Raw genomic sequence first — 22,656 nt, 5'->3', positions numbered from 1 at the left:
ATAGTCCCCTTAATCACCCCAATATTAACAGCAAACCATGAGTATTTTAGTTTTCGGCAGCATCAATATGGATCTAGTGGTGCAAACTCCTCGACTCCCTCAACCTGGGGAGACTGTGACCGGATATAATTTTTTATCGGTAGCGGGTGGAAAGGGAGCAAATCAAGCGGTAGCAGCAGCACGGTTAGGGGCAAAAACTGATATAGTAGGAAGGGTTGGCGGGGATGCTTTTGCTGAGGAACTTTTGGAAGAATTAAAAGGTAATCGTGTAGGTTGTAAAGGGGTTTTACGCGATAATACTACCCATTCTGGTTTGGCGACTATTGCAGTGGATAATCACGGCGAAAATCAAATTATTATTATTCCTGGTGCTAATGGTTCTGTGGGCCATGAAGATGTGCAGAGACTACAACCTTTATGGGAGGAAGCAACATCTTTATTATTGCAATTAGAAATCCCGCTAAAAGCAGTGGAAGCGGCTATTCATGCTGCCCACAATGCGGGAGTGAGAGTAATTCTTGATCCTGCACCCGCCCCTGATGTTTTTCCTCAACAATTATATCCCTTGGTGGATATTATTACGCCCAACGAAACTGAGGCGAGTCAACTTGTAGGCTTTCCGGTGAACAATGTAGAAACTGCCCAAAAAGCTGCGGATACTCTCTTGAGTTTTGGGGTAAAAACTGCTGTGATTAAATTGGGTTCTAAGGGTGTGTTTTGGGCGACTAAATCTGAATCTTTTTTGGTTCCGGCTTTTGCGGTTAATGCGGTGGATACTGTGGCGGCGGGAGATGCTTTTAATGGGGGAATGGCGGCGGCTTTGGACGAGGGGCGATCGCTAAAGGAGGCGATTCTCTGGGGGGCGGCAACGGGGGCTTTATCCACGACTCAGGTAGGGGCGCAGTCTTCTCTACCCGATCGCCAAGCCTTAGATAATGTATTGATGCCGCCTATGTCAACTTTGACGATTAATTGATTCCCAATTAGAGAGGCGATCGCGAACAATTCCCCGCCATATTTGAATTAAAGGTTCAGCTTCTATGGAGCCTTGATCACGTCTTTCTGGAAATAGTTGATAGAATTGAGTATCGGCTAAATTAAACAGTTCAGCCGTGCTAAGATTAAGGCGGTTGGCTGTACTAATCCAACTATTTAGATCGGCTTGGGTATAGCTTCCTAAGTCTTGTCGAGATTCATCACTGAGGGTTTCTAACTCATTTAAGACTTCATGGGCGATTTGATCCCAACGCTTTCGCCAAACGAAATCAACGGGATCATTAGTTAATAGTCGCCCTTGTTGTTGGGGGTAGCGAAAATAAAACTCTTCATTAACTAAAGCCATAAAAAATTGATAATTAACACCCAAATGGCGACGGCGATCGCGTAATATTTCTATCCTTTCAAGTTCGGACATTTCCCCAAATTCATCCTTGGCTGTTTCCGTAATCGAAAAGTGATCGGCCCAAAAATTACCCGCCCACCAGCCAAAACTACCCATTATCACCATTGACAAAACCACTAAACTCGCCATTTTCCACGAAGAATAAAACTGAAACTGAGTGATTTGTTGAACAGTAGGAGGACTGAAATTAGGGACAGGGGGCTGGTTTTTTGGGGGCGCTAATATGTCAGGGGTCACTGACTCTGGTGGGGGTTGAGTGGGAATAGGTTGAGGAGATATTGAGATCTGGTTAAGATCCTGTAAAATTTGACGCGCGGAAATATAGCGATCGCTAGGTTGACGTGCTAACATTTTATTAAAAATCCGATCTAACTGAGGATTTAAAGTTAGATATGGTTGCCATTTCCAAGTAGAATTATAACTATCAATAAGTTCTTGAGGTTCTTTACCAGTTAGCAACACTAACAAAGTCGCAGCTAAAGCATATAAATCGCTATGGGGATAAACAATACCCATCTGCATTTGTTCATCTGGCGCATAGCCAAACTTTCCTAATCGAGTGGCGGGGTTGGGTTGTAAACTCTGAGGAAATAACTGGGATTTGATGCGGGCTTTAATGAGTTTTACACCTCCAAAATCAATCAAAATTGGCAACCAATCAGAGTCTCTGCAGATGATATTATCGGGGGAAATATCACGGTGAATAACTCCCAAGGAGTGGATATAATCCAACACTGGGATCAATTTTAACAGAATTTCGGTGATTTCAGCTTGACTAAAATATTTACCTTTTTGCAGTCGCTGTTTTAGTAATTCTCGGTAAGTGAAACCCTCCACATAATCCTGGACTACAAAGATATAAACTTGACCGCCTATGGTTTCCTCAAATAGTTCTTGAAATCGGGGAATTTGCGAATGTTTAAGTTGGTAGAGAGTTTGCGCCTCCCGTTGAAATAACTCGCGGGATTTTTTTAACTCATAATTACCTTTGACTTGGGGTGCGAATTCTTTTAACACGCACAACTCATCAAAGCGGTGTTGGTCTTTAGCTAAATAGGTGCGTCCAAAGCCACCATGACCTAATTCACGAATGATCAGATAGTGGTGGCGGAGAATTTGACCTGACAGCAGCGCAGTATTAATCATGTTGGGAAGTTCAAGGGATTAACTCAGCATTCAATTTGACGGTCAGCCTTGACTAATGTTACCAGAAAATTGGGAAATGTTAACAATCATCAGCACCTATTTGACCAGAGCAGCAACTTATGGGTAAAATTATCATATTGTAAACGAGTGTAATTAATTATGCGATCGCTTATTGTTAATCCCCATAATTTAAACGATCTACCATCACACTTAACTACTATTACCCCAACTCGACCAGTAGCCCGTTGTTTAAAAGTACCTTATAAATCTTTGGACAAGCTGGCTATGAAAACTATCAATAATCATCAAATTACGATAGCGCCAGTGTTAACTATGGATCGAACTTGGCGGCGCATTGTGGCTGAGAATATCAACAGTAATGACCCTGATGGTATCGCGAAAATGTTAATACCCTCCCGCCAAAAACTCTTAAAATCTGGAGTGGACTTAAACTTATTAATTAATCATAATTCTCGGAGAATTAGGGATTTAGCCCAAGTGACTAATCTCTATAAACAAGAATTATTCAAGCAAGGCTATATTGACCAAGATGAATTATTTTGGCAAGCCATTAATTTTCAACCCAAACCACAACCTTTATTGATTTATGGTTATTTTCAACCTCAACCTGATCAGGTCGAATTTATTAACCTAGTAGCAGGGGAAGATAGCATCTGGGTTTTGCCGACCGGAAAAGCGGAATTTTTTGCCAAAAATCGAGAGGCGATCGCCTATTTAGAAAGTGAAGGATGGCAGGTAAATTATCAGGAAAATAATGATAATTTTAGCTTAGGAGAACAACTACAAAACTGCTTTGTAGACAAAGGGGAAATCACGAATAATGTGCAATGCCATATTTATTCAAATTTAGAAGCAGAAGTTAGGGGGGTTCTTTCCCAAGTTAAGCAGTTAATGATAGAGGGAATATCAGCCCGTGAAATTGTCCTAGTGACTCAGGATGAAAAAACCTATGCACCCTTATTATTAGATATGGCTTGGGAATATCAGTTACCACTGCGATTATTTTATAAAATTCCCTTGCGGAATATTCGCCTTGGGTCTTGGATCGCATTATTAATAGAAGTCATCGAAAACAATTTTCCCTTTGAGTCTACCGCTAAACTTCTGCATCATCCTTTAGCCCAATATTTAACATATCAACAATGGTTAGAAGCGCGACAAAAGCGACCACATAACCTAGCGGAATGGCAAGAATTAGGGTTAAATTTATCATTGTTAAAATTCCCAGAAAGCGATACCCGCCAAAATTGGGTAGACCACATTAAACAAGTTTTTAAATTCTTTGATATCCGCAAAAATAGCAGTCAATGGTCTAGGGAGATAGTCGCTTTTAATGAATTAGAAGCAGCTTGGGTAGAATTATCAAAACCTAATGGCGATCGTCTTAATCGACAAGAATTTTGTCAAGATATTTTAGAGATAATTAGCAAGCTAAAAGTCCCCATGCAACCAGGAAAAGGAGGCATAGAAGTTCACACTCCTTTATCCCTACAGGGTGCGAGTTATCCCCATGTTTTTTTAATCGGTTTTCAGGAAGGTATCCTACCCCCAGCCATTGAAAATGATCCGGTTTTAGACTTTTACGAATCGCGGCGACTATCTCAATTAGGCATTACCCTAGAAACCGCCATAGACATCGCCCAACGGAATGAATTATGTTTTTATGAACTATTAAGAATACCAACGATATCTTTGACTTTTTCCTGTGCGGAACAGCATTATAAAAAGCCGCTGATACCTAGCCCGTATGCTACCCGTTTAGGGCTAGAAATGACTCCGCCACCGTTGTTAAATTTAGCCAGTATTGAGGAAGCTAGACGCTATTATTTACAACAGCCAGAAAAGTTATCCAATGATGTTCTAGTTAATGATATTATTAAAAATTGGCAAGTTGAACAGCGCCGAGAAAGTGGGGAATCTCCTGATGAATATGATGGGGTTATTGGTGTGGGAGTTGATTATGAAAATCGGATTTTTAGTGCCTCGCAATTACTTGCATTAGGTCAATGTCCGTTTAAGTGGTTTGCCACCTATTTACTAGGATTAAAAGAACCTTCAGAAGCGGAAGCGGAAATAACTGGAAGTCTCGGAGGTCGGTTATATCATCGCTGCTTAGAACTTTTGTTAACAGATATCAAAAATCAAACGGATTTACGGCGGTTGGAGAGACAAGATATTAACGAAGCATTATCTCAAGCGGAAGCGGCGTTAAAAGCTGAAGAAAATGTGAATTTTGACAAGTTTATGGGTTGGGAAGCCCGCCGTTTAGAAGGTTTAAATATGTTAGAATTGAATTTACAAGCCGAAGATTTTTTGCGATCCAATGCGGAAATTATTAGTTGTGAAAATTCCTTTAATGCTGAATGGTATGGGTTAAAGGTAACTGCTAGGGTCGATCGCATTGACCGCACCCCCACGGGTCTATTAGTGTTAGACTATAAAACTACGGGTAGTTTACCATTGGGAATTAAAGATGATTCAGGACAAGCGAAAATCAATATTCAAATGCCATTATATCAACAGGCGATCGCCCAAAATTTTAAGGAAGTTCAACAGGTAGATGTCAAGTTGTATTCTCTGAAAAAACAGCGTTATTTGCCGGCTAAAGTAACCGACCCTGCAATTTTAGAAGCCTTTGCAGACGAGGTTAAACAGCGGCTACAACAGGGTAATTATCCAGTAGCGCCAGACCAGAAACAGCAAGTCTGCCAATACTGTCAATTTGACTCGGTTTGTCGTAAGGGAAACCGTTTAAGCCGCCAAAAACTATCAAAATAATAGCAGATTGTCGGTCAAATTTTAAGGATTAATTAATCATGAGTTTAACAAATGCACAACAAGCGGCTGCTACCAGTCCTCAAAGTATTATGGTCACAGCCGGGGCGGGGACTGGCAAAACTTATATGTTAGTAGAAAGGTATTTATATTATTTGCGAGAAAAGGGACTTTCTCCCTTGGAAATAGTGGCGGTTACATTTACGGAAAAAGCAGCCCAGGAATTGCGATCGCGTATTCGTTCACAGGTAAGGCAACAACTTCCTAACCGTCCCGACATACTAGCAGAATTAGAAGCCGCCCCTATTAGTACAATTCACGCTTTAGCTAGTCGTATTTGTCGGGAACATCCCCAGGCGGCTAAAGTTCCTGCTGACTTCCAAATTTTAGAATATTTAGAAGGCAAAATCTGGCTTTATGAAGGGTTAGAAACTGCTTTGTCTAAATTACCAATTCAGGTTTTTGAAACCATAGATTATTCTTTATTATCACGAATTTTGGCAACCTTCTTAGATGACCCCTTGATGGCAGAAAGGTCATTAAATCAACAAATAGACTGGTCAGAGTTAGCGCAAAAATTACGCGATCGCGCCTTAGAAGACCTCATAAATCATCCCCAATGGCGGGAATTAAAAGACATTTTAACGTCAAATATTGGCAAGCCAGAAGACAAACTAGAAGTTATCCGACAAGCCACAGTTAGCGCCATGTTATCCCTAGAAAACGGTGATAATGTCTCCGAAAATCTGCAAGTTTTCAATAAAATTAATATCAGATATGGTAGTAAAAAAAACTGGGGGGAAAATCTACAAACTGTTAAAGATGCCTTAAAAGCCTTACGAGAGGAATTAGTTAAACCCTGTATAAAAGAGAATTTAATTAATGCAGAAGTTGGGGAAGCAGACCACAAACTAGCCGAAATGTTAGCCGCCTTAAAAGAAGCCTACCGAGAAGTTAAAGACTATTTGCAACAGTTGAAATGGCAAGCCCGAGTTTTGACATTTGCAGATTTAGAAATTGGCGCATTAACCGCTTTACAAAATAATCCCACCATTCAACTCTATTATCAACAACGCTGGCGCACTTTTTTAGTTGATGAATTTCAAGACACCAACCCCATTCAAGGCGAAATATTAGAACTTTTAACCCAGACAGCAGATTTAACTATAGTGGGTGATAAAAAACAGTCAATTTATGGGTTTAGGCGGGCAGATATTCAAGTTTTTAATAAATTTAGAAAACGCATTATTGACAACCAGGGAGATGAGATAATTCTTAATCAAAGTTTCCGGACTCATCAGCAATTAATTAATCAAATTAATCAGGTATTTTCTCCATTATTAGGAGATTTAAGACAAGACTTAGAAGCTGTCCGTATTGACTCCCCCTCTCCTAGGGAAACATTGCAGATATTTGTTATCCCCAAAACCGCCGAAACTGATGTTACCCAAAGGCGGATAGCGGAAGGAAAGTTGATTGCTAAAACCTTAAAAGAAATGTTAGATAATCAAACTCCAGTGTTTGATAAAGAAACTCAACAATTAAGACCCATTCAACCAGGCGATATTGCTATTTTAACCCGAACCTGGGGACCCTTAGATAGTTATGGAGAAGCCCTAGCCGCCGCCCAAATACCCTTAGCGCCTTCAGGAGGTGGAAACCTATTAGAAACCCAAGAAGCTAAAGATGCTTGGTCACTGCTAAAATTCTTAGCCGACCCTGGAGATGATATCGCATTAGTAGCCCTACTAAGAAGTCCCTTTTTTACGATTAGCGATCGCCTTTTATTCAAGGTTAGTAGTAACCTGAAATTATCCCACCAATCTACATCAGAAAATATGAGTTGGTGGAAATTTTTAAACAGTGGATCACCTGTAGAATTTACAAAGGCGATCGACCCTTTAAAAAGACTACTCAAAAAACGCCATATTGAGCCCCCATCTCGCTTGTTACAAATTGCAGATAGATTAACAGGATATACAGCCACAATCGCCAATTTACCAGCCTCTAATCGTCGCCTAGCGGACTTTAATGGATTTCGAGAATTAGTGCAAATTTTAGAACAAGGAACCGATGATTTATTTGGAGTAGTTCGCCGTCTCAAGCGCCTAAAAGATAAAGCCGTAACCGTAGAACGTCCCCCCATTAATACCAGCAATGCAGTATCATTAATGACCATTTTTGCCGCCAAAGGATTAGAATGGCCAATGGTAGTTGTAGCTGACCTAAGTCGCCCAACTCCCAACTCATCAGTACCCGTTTATTTTGACCCAGAATATGGTGTAGCGATCGCCTGTAAAGACGAAGACCAAGACCGAAAAGATCCAGTTATTTACAACTGGTTAAAATATCGCCATCAACAGCGAGAAGAAGCCGAAGCATTGCGAATCCTGTATGTAGCATTAACCCGCAGTCGGGATTATATCTTATTAACTGCCTCCCAGGAAAAAGGTAATTATTTAAATAAATTATACTTAGGGTTACAAGCTGCCAATATTCCCATAACCACCCTAGAAATTAATAGTGATGATATCATCCCGCCAGTCCCCCCAAGTCCCCTACCTCCAGCCATTAACCCTCCCCTGCTGACTGAGGCGATGACTTCTGGTTTATTTGAACTTCCCGTAACCTCTTTAAGTGAATATAAACGTTGTCCAACCCGGTTTAAATTTATCTATATTCTCGGACATCCAGGCTTCTCAGAAGAAGCCAATCAAGGCATGAGAATTGGGCAGTTAGTTCACAAGGCTTTAGAATATGATATCAGAGATATTGATAAACTCCAAAAATTCGCGGAATATGGAACTGATGAACAATTATTGAGTGAGGCTATTTGCCTCGCCATAGACTTTGATAATACTGAAGAATTTAAAATATTTAGAGACCACGAAATTAATCGAGAAATTGAGTTAAAATTAGATATATTAGGGGTTAGCTTTAATGGCATAGCAGATCTAATTGGGGATAATTGGGTGCTAGACTATAAAAGCGATCGCGTGATGCGCCCAGAACACCATAATCTACAACTATGGGCTTATGCTAAAGCCTTAAACTATTCCGAGGCACATATTGCCTATTTACGCCATAAACAACTCTACACTTTGCCACCAAAACTATTAGAAAAAACTGCCCACGAAGCGGAAAGCATAGTTCGAGATATAGTAGAGGGACACTATCCCCCCAAACCATCACTAGAAAACTGCCAAACCTGTCGCTATCGTGAAATTTGCGAACATAGATATGATGCTATATGAATGATGGTGCGTCAGAGTTTAAAGGCTTTCTATTTACCCCAAAATTATCTCAATCTGACGCTACTATCGCCTGGTGCGTCAGAGTTTAAAGGCTTTCTATTTACCCCAAAATTATCTCAATCTGACGCTACTATCGCCTGGTGCGTCAGAGTTTAAAGGCTTTCTATTTACCCCAAAATTATCTCAATCTGACGCTACTATCGCCTGGTGCGTCAGAGTTTAAAGGCTTTCTATTTACCCCAAAATTATCTCAATCTGACGCACCCTACTGGCTTAAAAAATGCCATGTTGTTTTTAACTACCTTGCACCAAATTATCACAATCTGTTTCCGTCGATTTACCTTCTATCAACTCTTCAAAAAGTTGATTCAGCGACTTTTCTTTGCTAACCTGATTTAACATGATCCGGTCATCAGCAAACCTATTAATCACTTCTTTAGCTAAATAATATTCTTGGGAATTGGGTTGACAAAAACCAGCATCAAATTCCCTAAACCCCAACAAATAAGAGAGAGATAAAAACACATTTTGCTTATACTGATTATTCAAGGAAGTGGGGTTTTGTTGCCGTAAATACTCTAAAATTTGCCGAAAATGATTTCGATAATTTAAGATATTACCAGCATCTTGGAAATTAAAATACCATAGTAAAATTCGACCATAACCCCACATATATCCTTCATTAGTGAATCGTTCCGAATTATTGCATAAATTAAAATATTGTTGTTGTCTGGATTCATTTATAGCAGTTCTCGCCAAATAAAGGAAATATTCATAGTTAATTTTTGTATCGTCTAAAATTTGCGATTCTTGGGATTGATTAAAATAAAAATCTGACAAAATATAGGGAGAAAATTTATACAGCTTTCCCACCCATATCAAAGAACTTTTAACACAATTTGTTTTATCAATATTATTACTAGGGTAAATATTTATAATCTTAGTGATTTGATGCCATCGATCATCTTCGAGAATTTGTGTTAATTCTGTCAATTCTTCGGGATTAATATATTGAAGAACATCAAGATTATAAATGTTTTTCGGCAAAATAGTCGTCATTTTAGATAGGAAGTTGTTAAATTCTTGGTATTGTCGGCGTTTTACTGGGCTGTTCTTCTGGAAAATCCTGTCTAATTTAGCGATAACTTCTTGTAAATAGTTTTGTAAAGTTTGATAGCGATCGCCATTATATCTAAATAACTCTACTTGCTGTTGCGACTTTTCCGCACGGGTTTGACTCAACTTCAGATAGGGAATATAACCATAGTATTTGACCGTAACGATTCGATTAGTTAACTCCGCTTTGATGTGATACTTATTCTTAATATCTTCCACTTCTAGCAGGGGAGATGAACCCGGTTTGAGGGTAAATTTTATCCTCACCTCTACATCTTCCGTTACTTCATTTTCCACCACAGAAATGCTATAATCTTGGGGAGTGTCGTCTTTACAAAAATCTGCGCCATTAACCCGAATTGGCAGAGTCGGATTTAAGTTATCTTGGGGGATTCTAAAAGTATCCTTATTATCAAGTTCCGGGATTTTGCCAATCAACTCGCGAGATTCCCCTTCATAGGAAATAATATCGCCTTCTGTCAGTTGAATCCACCTCTCTTGACCCTCAATACCAATCTTAAACTCGATTTTATCCAGGTAAATTCCAAACAGATGGAATCTTGATCCATGATTCTGCTTGTATTGCCAAATGCGGTCAAATTCTCCAAGCTGACTAGAAATACAAATCACTCCGGGAAGGGAATATCTGACTTGAGATTTGATTAATGAATGATACTGAGAGACTAAAACAAACTGATATTGGGGATAACTTTGGATTAGGTTTTTAATTTTATTTAAATTGACTCTGTTTAAAATAATTTCTCTAATTTTCTGGCGAGATACCGTCACCTTTTTATAAAAAATCCTACTTTTATGCCAGATTTCACTGACAAAGGTGATATTTTCTTGATTGATTATAGGTTGCTGAAAGAATGCAACTTTTTGCAAGTAATTAGCCAGATGTTCAAGGGTCTGTGATGTATTCGCTAATTTCGGAAAATAAGTTGCTAAAATTTCCGATGCCAAATCTTTACAAATTAACTGATAAGTGTCGAGGGTATTCAAATTAAATTGATGTTTAATCGGAGTTTGATGCTTCAAAATCGGGATATTATTTTGAATTTCAATCGTAATCATTTCCCGACCAACCCAGTTATCTAAATTCAAGAATAACAGAGGTCGAGTTATTTGGCTGTTTTGCAAAATAGAATAATTATTCCAGTAATGATAAGCACTACTATATAAATAGGCTTCTTGGGATGCCAAAAAATTACTCGTACTCAGAGTTAATAAGTCGATAGTATCGGGAATAATGAACAGTCGCGGAGTCTCCCCAGTGGATAACTGGGTTCCCATGTAAGTCGTTTCTGTGGGGTTAACCGCCAACTTTGACGGATAATGGCCGGTAAAAATGGGTTGATTCAAATATCGATAATCTCCGAAATCTTTAATCAAGTTTTTATAGCCTCTCGGTAAATCTCCAGGGGAGGGAGTTAAGCGGTCTATGGATTTGTTAAATTGGTTGGCATATTGACAGCAGTTAACGTAAGATTCCAAATTAAATAATCGCGTTGTCATGATAATTAATTTTCCTGATTGGTTAAAGAATTAAGGATTTCCTTAATCTCTTGTAAGTCCGTCGTTTTATACATTAAATCATGCAAATCGAAGCTGCGGCGAGAAAAGTTAAAATTGATGCCGCCGACGTAGGCGAGTTTGCCTTGAAGCAGGGTTATTTTAGCATGGCAATAATTGATACTTTTGATTTTAAAATCAGCATCTTGGCTATTCATTTGGCTATCAATATAAACTTGCGTTTTTGATAACTTTAAAAGTTCTCTTAATTCTGGCGTAGGTCGAAAGCTGCGGCTGATAATAACGATATTTCCCCGAAACTCGCCGAGTTCGTTGAGTAAATCTTGATAGTATTGGCGGGGATTTAAAAGCTGAGAATTAGAAATAATTTGGGGTTGAGAGGGACGGGGAATGCAACGCAAGGTCAACACATTACCAGAACCGATGAGATCATCTTGGGTGTGGTTATCCCAAAAGTGACCGAATGTTTGAATCAGTTGGGAATGTAAGGGAGTATTTCTCCAAATCATCCCTGATTCTAAGTTTCGGTTTAAACTTCCGGGGGTCAAATTGCAGGAACCCAGATAACCATATTGTTCAGAAATGCAGGTTTTTAAGTGAAATTTTCCGCTTCTAATTTTTAGCTTATTACTATTAATTTCCAACAATCTCCGCAGACACCTTACCTTGTTTTGGTCGGAGTTTTGGTAACTGATAGGTAATTGTTGTCTGGACTCCACTTGACTGTCAATTCTATCAATTACTTCGTCTCTTAAATCGGTGATAATCCACACCCCTTGAGAGAGTTGCTCGGACTTTTTACAAATCATTTCGACGACATCTTCCGCCTCAATGATATAGCTCGATATTAGCAAAAAGTCTTCTGATTTATCAATAATTTGGGTAATATAATTTTTATATTTTCTTTTAATAATAAACTTTTTGGCGAGTGTAAAACTGGATTTGGGTTGCAGATGATCGGGAAAATGACTGATTTGAATTTGTCGATCGCATCTATATTGTTCGACCAAATTGGCGATATCTTCCGGTGGTTGATCTTCCCGTTTTTGCAGAAATTGAATGGCTTGCTGTAGAGAGGGGGAAAGTTCCGCCAATTCAACCATCAGCAATAATTGAGGCGAAAAAGTGACCCTCGCTGTGTCGGATATGGAGGTCAAAAAATAATCGATTTTGGCGGAATCTTCTAAGTTTTTCCAAGTCCTGACCGCCTCTTTCCAGATATTCTCAGACAGTTGGGGAGATAAATTTGGATGGCGATCGCTATTTAAAATTAAAGTATAAATTCCCTCCTGTTGGGACTCTTGATAGGGAAAAATGGGAATTTGGCGATCGTCCGGTTGCAGCGAAAATTGTGCTTCTTCCCCGTAACTGACAAATCTATACTCGTAAAATTGGGGAGGGGGAAGATTCCGGGAAACTTGGGGATTTAAAATTTGCAACCCCGAAAATTGATATAATTCATTTTCATCTGTCACTTGATGGAACTGTTTTAATAATTCAATTAATACCGAATTAGGCAGAAAATCCAAACCAAAAGATTCTCGCAAAAGCCTAGGAGTCCGCCTCTGGGTTTGAGTAGCAACAGCTTCAACCTCCCGCAACAATTCCGCCAGAGAGATGCTAGTCCCCAACCGTGTGGGAGATTCCCGATAAAATATTCCTTTAAATTTACATTCAACTTTCATGATAAAATTACCGTCCTTTCTGTGCTTTCTAATCGAGCAACTTCTAATTTTTGCAACGGCGAATTAGGTCGCCATTGGTCAAAGTCTCCCACCATAATTAAATAATCTTTAGCGCGAGTTAAGACAATTTTTGTTTGTTCCCACGTCAAATTTTTAGGGTCTCCGCTACAGCAAAAAACCACAATTTTTTTCTCTTTACCCCTCCAATTATCAATCGTGTCGATAAAATATTGCGGATATTCCTGCATTAACCCTTCTCGTTCTCTTTCCGACGTGGCAATGATGCCGATATCTTCTCGATTTTTAGGTAAATTTTTTAACCAGTTTGAGATGTTGTGAATTTCGGTTTTTGGGGGAACATCTTGCCAAACCAAGCGATGATTTAAGGACGGTAAATTATAGTATATAGGTTCCGTGTGAGTTTGAATCCAGTCCTTAGAAATTAGCGAATAAACAGGAACCGCAATTTCTGGATGCAAGCGAAACTGTTGAGTTAGTTTATAGGAATAAGCTGGGAGTAAATAGTGAGAGAGAAACGAAAACCCATCAACGCGGGTTAAGGTTTTGGCATGGCGTTGACCTATATAAATATCGCGAACATCGCCGAATAAGACTAATTTCTGAGTTAAACCTGCTAATAAAATCAATTCATCCCAGCTTAAATATTGGGATTCTTCCACAATTACCAAGTCAAATTTGGTTTGCCATAGGGATTGATTTGCCACATCAAAAAACTCTCTAGCCGTTGCCAAGATGGGAATTTGGGGAGTATTTGCTAACTGTTGCGCTAATTTTCCGATTTCCGTTTCTGGGAGACTTCCGAACAGTTGACTGAGGCTCAGTTGTTGTTTGAGTAAGGGAGTCAGCCGTTGCAGTTGAATGGCGAGGATATCCCGCCTAGCTGGGGTTAAATGGGGAAATTCCCCTTGGAGAAGCTGGGAAATTTCCGCGTGAGATTTATTTTCGATTCGCGGTAACCAGGTTTCCAGTTTTGCCGGAGTTCGCAGTTTTGCCAATTCCACATCTGGCAGATAGTAAGCCGGTAAATAGTCCATTTTTGGCTGATATAAGTGATGATTTCGCAGTTGTTCAGCGATTGAGTTTTGATGACTTACAGATTGATTCAGCCGCAATGGATAGCCGGGTAATTGTTCATAACCATCGAGAACAGTGGGATAATAACTGAGGATTAAAATACGCTTTTCGTGGTTAATGGCAGCAGCAGCTAAACTAGCCGCAATGCGGGTTTTTCCAGTAGCGGGAGGGCCAGAAATTAAGGCGATCGCACTATTTGAAAGACCCATTTCTAAGGCAATTTCCTGATGACCACTCAGGGAATATACCGGAGTAATGCTCGGAAAATTTAAGCTATTTCTTTCTGTCAAATAAACCCCACCACCACAAACTGTTTCTACAATTAACTTTAGGGGTAATGTTAGTTGTTGATGCAGCAGCAATAACCGTTTCCGTATCGCCTGTATTGTTGACGGCGATACCTGTTTAGAATTTAGTAATGTATCTAAATGCGACCAAAACTGTTGTTCATTCATAATCCGTTAATTTATTAATTAAACCTTGAATAAAGCCAGATATCATATTAACCGTCTGCGTCAAACCGTCCTCCGCGAGAAAGTTAGGAGTTGCCATCAACCAAACTTTTCTGAGGTTATCAAAATTCCATGAATTGGGTATCTCCGACAAAAATTCATGGGGAGAAACCTGCAAGTAAAAAATCAGTCCGGTTTTAATCTCTGGTTGCTGTTGTTGTTGTTTTGTCAGATATTCTATACCTTTCAAAATCACCTCATTACTGGGACGATACCAAAACACCCAAATGGGGATTTTAATTGTCCGAGTAGTCAAACTGGCTGAGGTCAAATCATGAATTTCTAGGTTTAACAGCCAATCTCCCCACCTAATATCATCCGGTTTTTCCACCCTAAAATTATAAACTTTGTCTTTTAAGAAAACTTGAATTTTTAGATTGCTTTCATTTTGGTGGCTGAAATAACGTCCTTTTTCGGGAACCGTTTGCCGCCATAACTCAGCCGTAGGGTCTACATAAAAATTTGCTAATTTGGTCAATGCCATCAACAAACAGATACCGATAACGTCAGCGAATAACTGATTCCGAAAACCCCATATTTTTTGCTTTTCCTTTCTTTTCGCTAGATAATCCAAATAGGCGCGATAGAAGCTATTATAAATCGGATGTTGAAGCAAAACGTAATTAGGTTTTAGCAGTTGAAAATGTCTCAAGTTTCTGAGAATTTGCCGGACGTGAGTTTGACTTCTAAAGACTTTAATTGATTTGCTAAAACTGTGGTTATCTGTGGCGTATTCCGAACCCAGGCGAATTGACTCGAAATATAAGATTTTGCCCACAAAATAAATCAGCAATCTGTTCTCAGGTGTGTTATAATCCTGATAGCGTCTAATCGCCATTAACTGTTGACGGGAACCTCCTTTTTCCGCCGCGTTTTTGCCAGGACGGCGGGTATAGTCTCGCAAACAATAAGCGTCCATTTCTTGAATGCGTCCGATGGGGGTTAATTCCGCTCTCCGTCGCAGTTGTTGCCGCATTTTGGGAGTAATGACTTGTAGCTTTTGGTTTAATTCATAGCGATTTTGCAACGTGATAATTAAAGGTTTTTGTGCATCTTGAATTTTAGCATCTTGGTAGGGTAAATTTAGGAGGCGAACTCTGGCTTGGTTTCCCAATTTTTCCGCCACCAAGTTTTCCCACAAACCCGTCAAAACTGGTAAGCATCTGGAGACCGTATCATCAAAACGATCGCCTAATTTTTCCTCCCAGATTTTCCCTTGATTTTCGTCCTCACAATTATCGCGATCGCACACCTCATCAGCCACCTTAATTATCACCGAAGTCGGAGCCAAAGTCAACTCGTATAGCAATCTATTATCGTGATGTTCCAGGTCAGAGATTTCCAAATAAGGAAAAGCAATTTCATACAATCCCCCACCGAGAGCGATCGCTTCCTTACCGGTCAAATTTTCGGCTTTATCTACCCTAATAATAGGGCGATCGCACACCCGTAAAACCCGATGATTAGGCACAGGATTAGCGCCATTCAGATATGCGAATAAACTCGGATAAATTTGCATTGTTCTCTACTCCTCCGGATAAATCAAACCTTTCCACTCAAATTGACCCGTCGAACTATTCCTAGACCTTTCAAAAGCCCTAGTCAAAGGTTCATCCCCCAATTGCTCAATTAATTGTTTCATCTCTTCCAGTTCTTCGTGATAATCATCAATCATCAATCCCCGCAATTTCGGCAATAACTTCTGTCCAAATTGGTCAGCCAAAGCATAGCGAAACTCAGCCGAGTTAACCTCTGAAACTCCCGGATAATTAACCACATATTGAGTGATAGCTTGATAAACGCGATGAGCAAAAGGATGTCCGATTTTCTCCATCACATTATTGGCTTGATCCAAATATTCTTTAACTTTGCGAACCACAGGAGAATTAACTTGTGGTCTTCTCCTCCAAGCCTTAAACTTTTCATAATCCAAATAGCCTGAAGATTTATTAACTTGATTACTGTTGTTACTGTCTTCCCGCAGCCTCAAATTTTCTGGCTTACCAAAAGTTAAAACATTCGCTCTATCTAGCACCTTATCCGATAAAGTTTGGGTAGTTTCATCCTCATTCATTGTCCCCACAAATAAAAACTCTTCTGGAATTCTAAGGCGACGTTCTTCCTCCCTCAGCGGCAAACTTCCCAAATCAATTTCTAAATAAGTGTCCCCGGAACGACGGCTTTCTAACTTAGACAGAAAATCACTAAAATAATATTCAACCCGCGCCAAATTCATCTCATCTAGCAACACGATAACGATTCGATTTTGCATCTGATTATCATGATTGTATTGATACAAACCTCGCATCAAATCCGTCGGTTTAAATTTCTTTTCAATGTAATTATAGAACCCTTGCAAATCTTGCGGAGAATCCCAACGGGGTTGCACCGCCAAAGTCAAACACTGTGCCCCAATAAAATTGGCGTACCGTTGGGGAAGTTCACTTTTTCCAGTCCCACTAATCCCCGCTAAAACCACTAAAGCCGAGATATCCTGCACTTTTAAAGAAGTGTGAAAAGCATTGACTACCCGCCGAGGAAATGTCAAGCCTTGTAAGTTCAGGAATTCTGTAAAACTTTGTAAAAATTGCTGTTCTACATTTACGCTATTGCCGATATTAAATCGTTTTGTCGGCAAATGATTCCACAACTTATCCTTGAGCGCTTGCATCGCCACTTCCGTGCTATTACTGAGATTTGCTAATTCTCCTTTCAAACCATCAATTTCTTCTTTATATCTCTGTTTTTCCTCTTGTAACTGAGCATTTTGAACTCGCAAGCTATTGAGGTTTATATTAGCAGTATTTATGTTATGATCTATATCTTGTAAATCCAGAATTTTCCTGCGAATCTCAGAATTCAGATTTCTGATTTGCCTTCGGAAATTTTCAATTTGTTGATAATCTTGTTGGTGTTGCTGAATCACCTGTAAAATTCGTTGCTTTTCACCTTCCAACCTCTGAATTTCTGGACGTAGCTGCTCGATTCTGGTTTGCAAGTGTTGCTGTTCAGCAGATAAAGCATCATAACTCGCCCTGATAACTTCCAATTCAGCTTGTCGAGTCTGAAGGGTTTGCAGTGCCTCCGTCCTAGCTTTAATTTGCTCTGTGAGTTCCCTTAATTGAGCCGTTTTAGCGTGATATTGCACTTCAATTTGGGCGAGGGAATTTCGTTGATTCGCTAACTCTTGTAACTGGGAATTAAGAGCCGTCACTTCACCTTCTAATCCACTTTTATTTTGGCTCAGTTCTCCGATTTTAGCTGCAATTTTTTCTAACGTCTCTAATTGGGGATTACTGATTCTGAGTCTCTCTAGGCGAACCTTTAAATCCTGTTCTTGCTGTTCAATTTCCTTAACTCTGTTTTGCACATCATTTAAATCATGCCTTTTATTAGTTAGCTGACCTTCGGTTTGGCTCAATTTTTGGGTCAATTTATTGTGTCTATCTGTAATTTCTTTAACTTTTGATAATAGCTGTTGATGTTCTTGTTTTAAATCCTGGATTTGTTGTTGAGTTTTGATGACTTCTTCGCTAGATTTTTTGATGCTTTGAATGGCAAATGTTGCACCCCCTAATCCCCCCAATGTACTTCCGAATATGGTACTCCAAGCGTCTCGGGAGGGGGAAATAAAGAATACAGCCGCACCTCCCACCAGACAAGAACCACCGACGATCGCCAAATTTTTGATCATCCCAGATACCCTTAATTCTTTGATTTATACTATCCTATCGGCGCAGCATAGAAAAATTACGCAAATTCAGGCACAAGTTATGTAAATTTTTGTAAACATCCCCCATTACAGTCTAGGGTAGAAGTCCAGAAAATCTCTAATCTCTTCTGGGGAATTTCACCAACACTTAAACCTGACACCCCCATTATAATAGTGTTCATAAGCTCTCCCCCATCAGCCACTGACTTCTATAATTGGCGATCGCCGATTTTCGCGGGTGTATTCATCCCCCCCCAATATTCAGCTTCTTAGCTAGATTTTTCAGCTTGAGTTGAACTCGTTTAACTAGTGGTTTTTGGGTATCAATATCATGGCGAATAGCCTGGGGTTTATCCATTAACAGACTCGCCAATAAACCAAAAGATGAGCGCGATGCAAATAGTAACTCATCACCAGCAGCCAGCAAATATAAATCTATCAGAGCCTCAATGCCATTTTTAATTAAGTCCTCGCATTCTTCGGGATTTTGATGCAGTCGTTTTCCCGAAGCAGAAAACCACTTATTAGTTGAGATGATATCCGGGAATTTCTGTTTCTGACCAGGAAGCCTAGCACGGCGATTGATGGTATCTCAGAGCCAATTATGCGGGAGGTTGATCATCCACCCAGAATTGGGTATTTATTAGCCAGCAAAGCCACCTGAGTGCGATCGCGTAAATTCAGGCGGCTTAAAATACTAGAAACATGATTTTTAACAGTTCTCTCGCTAATAAATAACTCCTGGGCAATTTCTCGGTTACTGTAACCCTTACCAATTAACCGTAAAACCTCCAATTCCCTAGGAGTTAAATCTTGTAAATACCCTGGTAAAGGTTCATCCCTAGAAGGTTTATATTTAGCAGCCATCACCTTCTCAAATAAACCCGGTCCTAACTGTGTATATCCTTGATAAACTGCCCGAATAGCTTGGGCTAGTTCATCAGAAGGGGTATCCTTTAATAGGTATCCCTTCGCGCCAGATTCCATAGCTTGGGTGATATATTCATCATCATCAAAAGTTGTCAATACCAAAACCTTAATTTCCGGCTGTTGTTCAGCAAGCGATCGCATCGCCGCCACCCCATCCATAATTGGCATTCGCACATCCATTAACACCACATCCGGCTTTAATTTTAACGCTAATTCCACCGCCACTTTCCCATTCTCAGCCTCTCCCACTATTTCCAAGTCTGGTTTTGCTTCTAATAAACTCCGTAACCCTTCCCGAATAATCCCCTGATCATCAACCAATAGAACTCGAATCATCATCCTGATTTTTCCCGATTTTCACTTCAATTTTACACCCTTCACCGGGAGAACTATTTAAGCTGAAATTTCCCCCCACAGCCATCACCCTTTCCCCCATACCTTGCAAACCAAATCCCGTCGTATTTTGCCCAGGATTAAAGCCACAGCCATCATCCTCAATTTTTAAATAAAATTCTCGGTTATTTTCTGAGATAATTAGCTGCACTTTTTTGGCTTTGGCGTGCTTAGAAATATTCGTAAAGGCTTCCTGAATTACCCTATATAAAACGATAGAAATATCAAGGGGTAATGTATCCCCGATTTGTAAATGAGATGCTACCGGGACTGATGTGGTCGCCTCAAACTCAGAAATTAGCTGTGATAGAGCCTGCCCAAAAGACTGTTTTAGAGGATGCGATCGCCAAGCCCTCACCGATGCCCGCACCTCTTTTAAGGCTTCCTTCCCCAACTCCCTAGCTTGTTGGAGATGTCGGGCAGCCCGTTGTTTATCCTCAGCTAAAAATAAAGCCACATTTTCCAATTGAATACTTTGGGCAGTCAAATTGTGACCTACAGAATCATGAATTTCCCGGGCGATGCGATTACGTTCTTGATTAATTGCTCGATCCTCAATCAACATCGCATATTCCCTTAACTTTTGATTAGCTTCCGCCAATTTCTGGCGACTTTCTTGCTCTGATAATAGCGCTCCCACTAATAATAAAATAAACAGCAATACTAACCCAAATAAAACACTAGAATTAAAAGTCAGAGTCAATACTAGCCCCTGAATTGGGTCAGCCCAATTATCAGCCAGAGGTCTCAGGCGCAGAAATACCCACAGCAGAAATAAGCCATAAGCAAAAATAGCCACCGCAATGCGATCGCGCCAGGAAAATAACAGACAGGCGCGAATAACCACCACCAGCAACAGGGCGGAGAAAAAACTCACCCCCCGCCCCCCAAATACCACCGCCAACCAACTAAACGTAAACCCACAGGCGATATATACCCACCGGATCGCAGGTCTGCCCGATCGCTCAGGTAATCTCAAGCCCATTACACCCAAACTGCCAATACTAACCAAAATCCCCAAGGGAAACCGACGACTACGGTAGTGTCGTCTATGGCGGTTCTGGGGGCGATCAGGGTATGGCGATCGCTCCGGTCGATGATCTGTTACAGCCTCTGGTCTGTCTGGTCTGTGGATTTGACGGTGAACTCTGTAGCCCTCCCCTCCAGGACTCTGAGTATATGGCAGGGGGCTAAAAGCCGTTAACAGGGCGATCGCCAACAGCACCCACTCCAAATACAGCAGCAAGGGTACTGGAAAACTCGAACGACCAAATATATTTTTCACGCGCAGCCAACCCCCCAGGTATCTCTTTTGGTACTTTAGGACTATCAGCAACCGTTACCTTTGACCTATCATAATTGGGTATTCTGATCGAGGCGATCGCCGGTTGTATCTACCTACAATGGGGTTAAAGCTCAAACCGAGTTGATAATCTCAAAGATGTTCCAGGATATAGATATGAATATGCAACGTTTATTGTCGATAATGGCTGCCACCGCCTTAATTGTCCCCATAACTGCCAGCGTCGCCTTTGCTGGTCCCCGTAAAGGTCAATGCTTTGATAGTCTCAGCCTGACTCCCCAACAACAGGAACAGATGCAAGCAATTCGCGATCGCGCCGCCACTTCCTCAGAACGTCAACGGCAGGAACTCCAAGCCAGTCGGGAACAAATGCGATCGCTACAACAAAGCAACGCCAGTCCCGAACAATTGCGCCAACAGCGTCAAAGAATCCAAGAGTTGAGTCGCGCCTTGAGTGACCAGCGGTTCGATACCATGTTAGAAATGCGGGAAGTTCTCACCCCAGAACAGCGATCGCAACTCCAGGAAAGAATGGGGGAACGTCCGGGTCGTGGTCCTGGTGGTCCTGGCGGTCTTGGCACTGGCGGTGGTCCGGGTCGTGGTCCGGGTCGTGCTCTTCCTGGTAGTGGTCGTTAGAATAGCCATCAAGCCAATCAACTAACTGCTCACCAATAGGAACAGGAAACCGGGCTTGTCAAAGCTGTTTCCTGTTCCCTCAATTAACCCAACTCAAAAGTGATAAACCTGACCGTCAATCAACAACCTAGTGATTCCCTTCGCTTGTAAATGGGGGGCTGTTTTTTGTAGTAACCTGCCATCAGGAACCTTAAAAACCCGCTGATTGCGTGCCGAAAACCGACTAGCCACCCGATGATTATCAAAAACAGGCAGAGTTTTTTCCAGAATTTCTTCCGACGGGATACGCCCCAACTCCGCAAAAGCCTTCAAAGGCTTAACAATCAGTTCCGAAGCCCGATCAATCACCAAATAGCAAATCTTAGGTAACTCAGCCTCAGTCAGGGGCAGAATTTGGACTAAGCTGTTAGCATCAGGGGTAAGGGGGCGATCGAACAAATCCTGATCATTGTCCCCATAATCCTCATCCTCATCCTCCTCATCCTCATCATCATCATCAAAATCGCTAAATTCTTCCCCCGAAAACAACTCCGGTGTGATTAACTCCCCCATCTCATCATTTGATGTTGTCAGATTTGGCTGTTTCAGCAATGGTCCAGGGATCGTTTCCACAGAATTTGACTCTTGGGTTGTTTCTGCTGCTTCTCTCTCAGGTTCTAATACCGATGAGCTTTTCCGCAGGCGGACTCCGTTGGTAGCATCAGAATCTAACTTAGAATCTGAGGACTTAAATGCTTGAGACTCCCCATCATTCAATTCGGATCTGCTGTCCTTGAGTTGGGGTTTTCTCTGATTTCGTAACCGTTGCTTCTGATGAGTTAGAACATCATAAACATCCCGTGGGACGGCACTTTGTAGAATACGTCTTACCGTAGAACTACTCACCCCGAACTTTTCCGCTAGGGCGATCGTTGTTTCCTCGGGTACATCTTGATAGAGCCTAACGATTTCCTGTTTTTGGGAGTCAGAAAGTTTTGAGGATGTCATCAGATTTGGTCTAAATTGGACATTGGAGTTAATTTCCACAGGCTTAGAAGGGATCCCCCTAAGTGCGATCGCCTCTTTGGCTAATTTTCTCTACAGATTTTCTTGAACGATTAGGAACATCAAAACTTGAAGTTCTCTGAAAAATCCAGCGAC

Annotated in this window: 16 protein-coding genes; 5 read left to right on the top strand and 11 right to left on the bottom strand. The window is 40.8% G+C overall.

Annotated features, from left to right (window positions below; all coding sequences use genetic code 11):
* The first annotated feature begins 37 nt into the window (after positions 1 to 37).
* Entirely contained in the window at positions 38 to 976 is a 939-nt protein-coding gene (gene rbsK, locus N39L_RS29140) for a ribokinase (RefSeq protein WP_006616862.1), read from the top strand.
* Here the strand turns inward: rbsK and N39L_RS29135 are convergent.
* Entirely contained in the window at positions 956 to 2,548 is a 1,593-nt protein-coding gene (locus N39L_RS29135) for a serine/threonine-protein kinase (protein WP_006616863.1), read from the bottom strand. The genes rbsK and N39L_RS29135 overlap by 21 nt on opposite strands.
* A gap of 159 nt (positions 2,549 to 2,707) precedes the next feature.
* Between N39L_RS29135 and N39L_RS29130 the strand changes: the two genes are divergently transcribed.
* Genes N39L_RS29130 through N39L_RS29120 form a run of 3 tightly spaced genes read left to right on the top strand, consistent with a single transcriptional unit; the run spans position 2,708 to position 8,754 of the window.
* Positions 2,708 to 5,347: a PD-(D/E)XK nuclease family protein gene (locus N39L_RS29130; RefSeq protein ID WP_014277133.1), complete on the top strand. Its 2,640-nt coding sequence runs from the start codon at positions 2,708 to 2,710 to the stop codon at positions 5,345 to 5,347.
* A gap of 38 nt (positions 5,348 to 5,385) precedes the next feature.
* Positions 5,386 to 8,598, top strand: a complete 3,213-nt coding sequence (locus tag N39L_RS29125) for a UvrD-helicase domain-containing protein (RefSeq protein WP_014277132.1) — start codon at positions 5,386 to 5,388, stop codon at positions 8,596 to 8,598.
* Positions 8,599 to 8,601: 3 nt separating this feature from the next.
* Positions 8,602 to 8,754, top strand: a complete 153-nt coding sequence (locus tag N39L_RS29120; protein WP_158307575.1) for a hypothetical protein — start codon at positions 8,602 to 8,604, stop codon at positions 8,752 to 8,754.
* A 138-nt stretch (positions 8,755 to 8,892) separates the two neighbouring features.
* On the opposite strand, the gene N39L_RS29115 is transcribed toward N39L_RS29120, so the two are convergent.
* From N39L_RS29115 to N39L_RS29075, 9 genes are all read right to left on the bottom strand, one after another.
* On the bottom strand, positions 8,893 to 11,232 hold the full coding sequence (locus N39L_RS29115) for a hypothetical protein (RefSeq protein WP_006618583.1): 2,340 nt from the start codon (positions 11,230 to 11,232) through the stop codon (positions 8,893 to 8,895).
* 5 nt (positions 11,233 to 11,237) lie between these two features.
* Positions 11,238 to 12,935, bottom strand: coding sequence for a phospholipase D-like domain-containing protein (locus N39L_RS29110; protein ID WP_006618584.1), 1,698 nt, complete (start codon positions 12,933 to 12,935; stop codon positions 11,238 to 11,240).
* Positions 12,932 to 14,485 (bottom strand): DEAD/DEAH box helicase family protein, encoded by a 1,554-nt coding sequence (locus N39L_RS29105; protein WP_043468676.1) that lies wholly within the window; start codon positions 14,483 to 14,485, stop codon positions 12,932 to 12,934. The genes N39L_RS29110 and N39L_RS29105 overlap by 4 nt, the downstream gene beginning before the upstream one ends.
* Positions 14,478 to 16,061, bottom strand: a complete 1,584-nt coding sequence (locus N39L_RS29100) for a DUF2357 domain-containing protein (RefSeq protein ID WP_014277129.1) — start codon at positions 16,059 to 16,061, stop codon at positions 14,478 to 14,480. The genes N39L_RS29105 and N39L_RS29100 overlap by 8 nt, the downstream gene beginning before the upstream one ends.
* Before the next feature lie 6 nt (positions 16,062 to 16,067).
* Positions 16,068 to 18,236 carry a DUF8727 domain-containing protein gene (locus N39L_RS29095; protein WP_006618587.1) on the bottom strand — a complete coding sequence of 723 codons (2,169 nt, stop codon included), beginning with the start codon at positions 18,234 to 18,236 and terminating at the stop codon, positions 16,068 to 16,070.
* 77 nt (positions 18,237 to 18,313) lie between these two features.
* Positions 18,314 to 18,436: a hypothetical protein gene (locus N39L_RS29090; RefSeq protein WP_286131411.1), complete on the bottom strand. Its 123-nt coding sequence runs from the start codon at positions 18,434 to 18,436 to the stop codon at positions 18,314 to 18,316.
* Between the two features lie 62 nt (positions 18,437 to 18,498).
* On the bottom strand, positions 18,499 to 18,681 hold the full coding sequence (locus tag N39L_RS29085; protein ID WP_014277128.1) for a hypothetical protein: 183 nt from the start codon (positions 18,679 to 18,681) through the stop codon (positions 18,499 to 18,501).
* Positions 18,682 to 18,872: 191 nt separating this feature from the next.
* Positions 18,873 to 19,520 (bottom strand): response regulator, encoded by a 648-nt coding sequence (locus tag N39L_RS29080; protein WP_043469132.1) that lies wholly within the window; start codon positions 19,518 to 19,520, stop codon positions 18,873 to 18,875.
* Positions 19,498 to 20,862 carry a sensor histidine kinase gene (locus N39L_RS29075; RefSeq protein ID WP_043468673.1) on the bottom strand — a complete coding sequence of 455 codons (1,365 nt, stop codon included), beginning with the start codon at positions 20,860 to 20,862 and terminating at the stop codon, positions 19,498 to 19,500. The genes N39L_RS29080 and N39L_RS29075 overlap by 23 nt, the downstream gene beginning before the upstream one ends.
* Before the next feature lie 156 nt (positions 20,863 to 21,018).
* On the opposite strand from N39L_RS29075, the gene N39L_RS29070 reads away from it, so the two are divergent.
* Positions 21,019 to 21,516, top strand: coding sequence for a Spy/CpxP family protein refolding chaperone (locus N39L_RS29070; protein WP_231852020.1), 498 nt, complete (start codon positions 21,019 to 21,021; stop codon positions 21,514 to 21,516).
* Positions 21,517 to 21,609: 93 nt separating this feature from the next.
* On the opposite strand, the gene N39L_RS29065 is transcribed toward N39L_RS29070, so the two are convergent.
* Positions 21,610 to 22,503, bottom strand: coding sequence for a helix-turn-helix domain-containing protein (locus tag N39L_RS29065; protein ID WP_014277125.1), 894 nt, complete (start codon positions 22,501 to 22,503; stop codon positions 21,610 to 21,612).
* Positions 22,504 to 22,656: the final 153 nt, after the last annotated feature.

This window comes from Limnospira platensis NIES-39 (genome assembly GCF_026000695.1).
Classification (GTDB): domain Bacteria; phylum Cyanobacteriota; class Cyanobacteriia; order Cyanobacteriales; family Microcoleaceae; genus Limnospira; species Limnospira platensis.
Note: the sequence above shows the minus strand (reverse complement) of the source record. Positions and strands in the feature narration are given on the sequence as shown.

Coding starts and splice junctions, on each gene's coding strand:
- rbsK (WP_006616862.1), top strand. CDS start 38: ATGAGTATTTTAGTTTTCGGCAGCATCAATATGGATCTAGTGGTGCAA.
- N39L_RS29135 (WP_006616863.1), bottom strand. CDS start 2,548: ATGATTAATACTGCGCTGCTGTCAGGTCAAATTCTCCGCCACCACTAT.
- N39L_RS29130 (WP_014277133.1), top strand. CDS start 2,708: ATGCGATCGCTTATTGTTAATCCCCATAATTTAAACGATCTACCATCA.
- N39L_RS29125 (WP_014277132.1), top strand. CDS start 5,386: ATGAGTTTAACAAATGCACAACAAGCGGCTGCTACCAGTCCTCAAAGT.
- N39L_RS29120 (WP_158307575.1), top strand. CDS start 8,602: ATGGTGCGTCAGAGTTTAAAGGCTTTCTATTTACCCCAAAATTATCTC.
- N39L_RS29115 (WP_006618583.1), bottom strand. CDS start 11,232: ATGACAACGCGATTATTTAATTTGGAATCTTACGTTAACTGCTGTCAA.
- N39L_RS29110 (WP_006618584.1), bottom strand. CDS start 12,935: ATGAAAGTTGAATGTAAATTTAAAGGAATATTTTATCGGGAATCTCCC.
- N39L_RS29105 (WP_043468676.1), bottom strand. CDS start 14,485: ATGAATGAACAACAGTTTTGGTCGCATTTAGATACATTACTAAATTCT.
- N39L_RS29100 (WP_014277129.1), bottom strand. CDS start 16,061: ATGCAAATTTATCCGAGTTTATTCGCATATCTGAATGGCGCTAATCCT.
- N39L_RS29095 (WP_006618587.1), bottom strand. CDS start 18,236: ATGATCAAAAATTTGGCGATCGTCGGTGGTTCTTGTCTGGTGGGAGGT.
- N39L_RS29090 (WP_286131411.1), bottom strand. CDS start 18,436: ATGAACACTATTATAATGGGGGTGTCAGGTTTAAGTGTTGGTGAAATT.
- N39L_RS29080 (WP_043469132.1), bottom strand. CDS start 19,520: ATGATTCGAGTTCTATTGGTTGATGATCAGGGGATTATTCGGGAAGGG.
- N39L_RS29070 (WP_231852020.1), top strand. CDS start 21,019: ATGTTCCAGGATATAGATATGAATATGCAACGTTTATTGTCGATAATG.
- N39L_RS29065 (WP_014277125.1), bottom strand. CDS start 22,503: ATGACATCCTCAAAACTTTCTGACTCCCAAAAACAGGAAATCGTTAGG.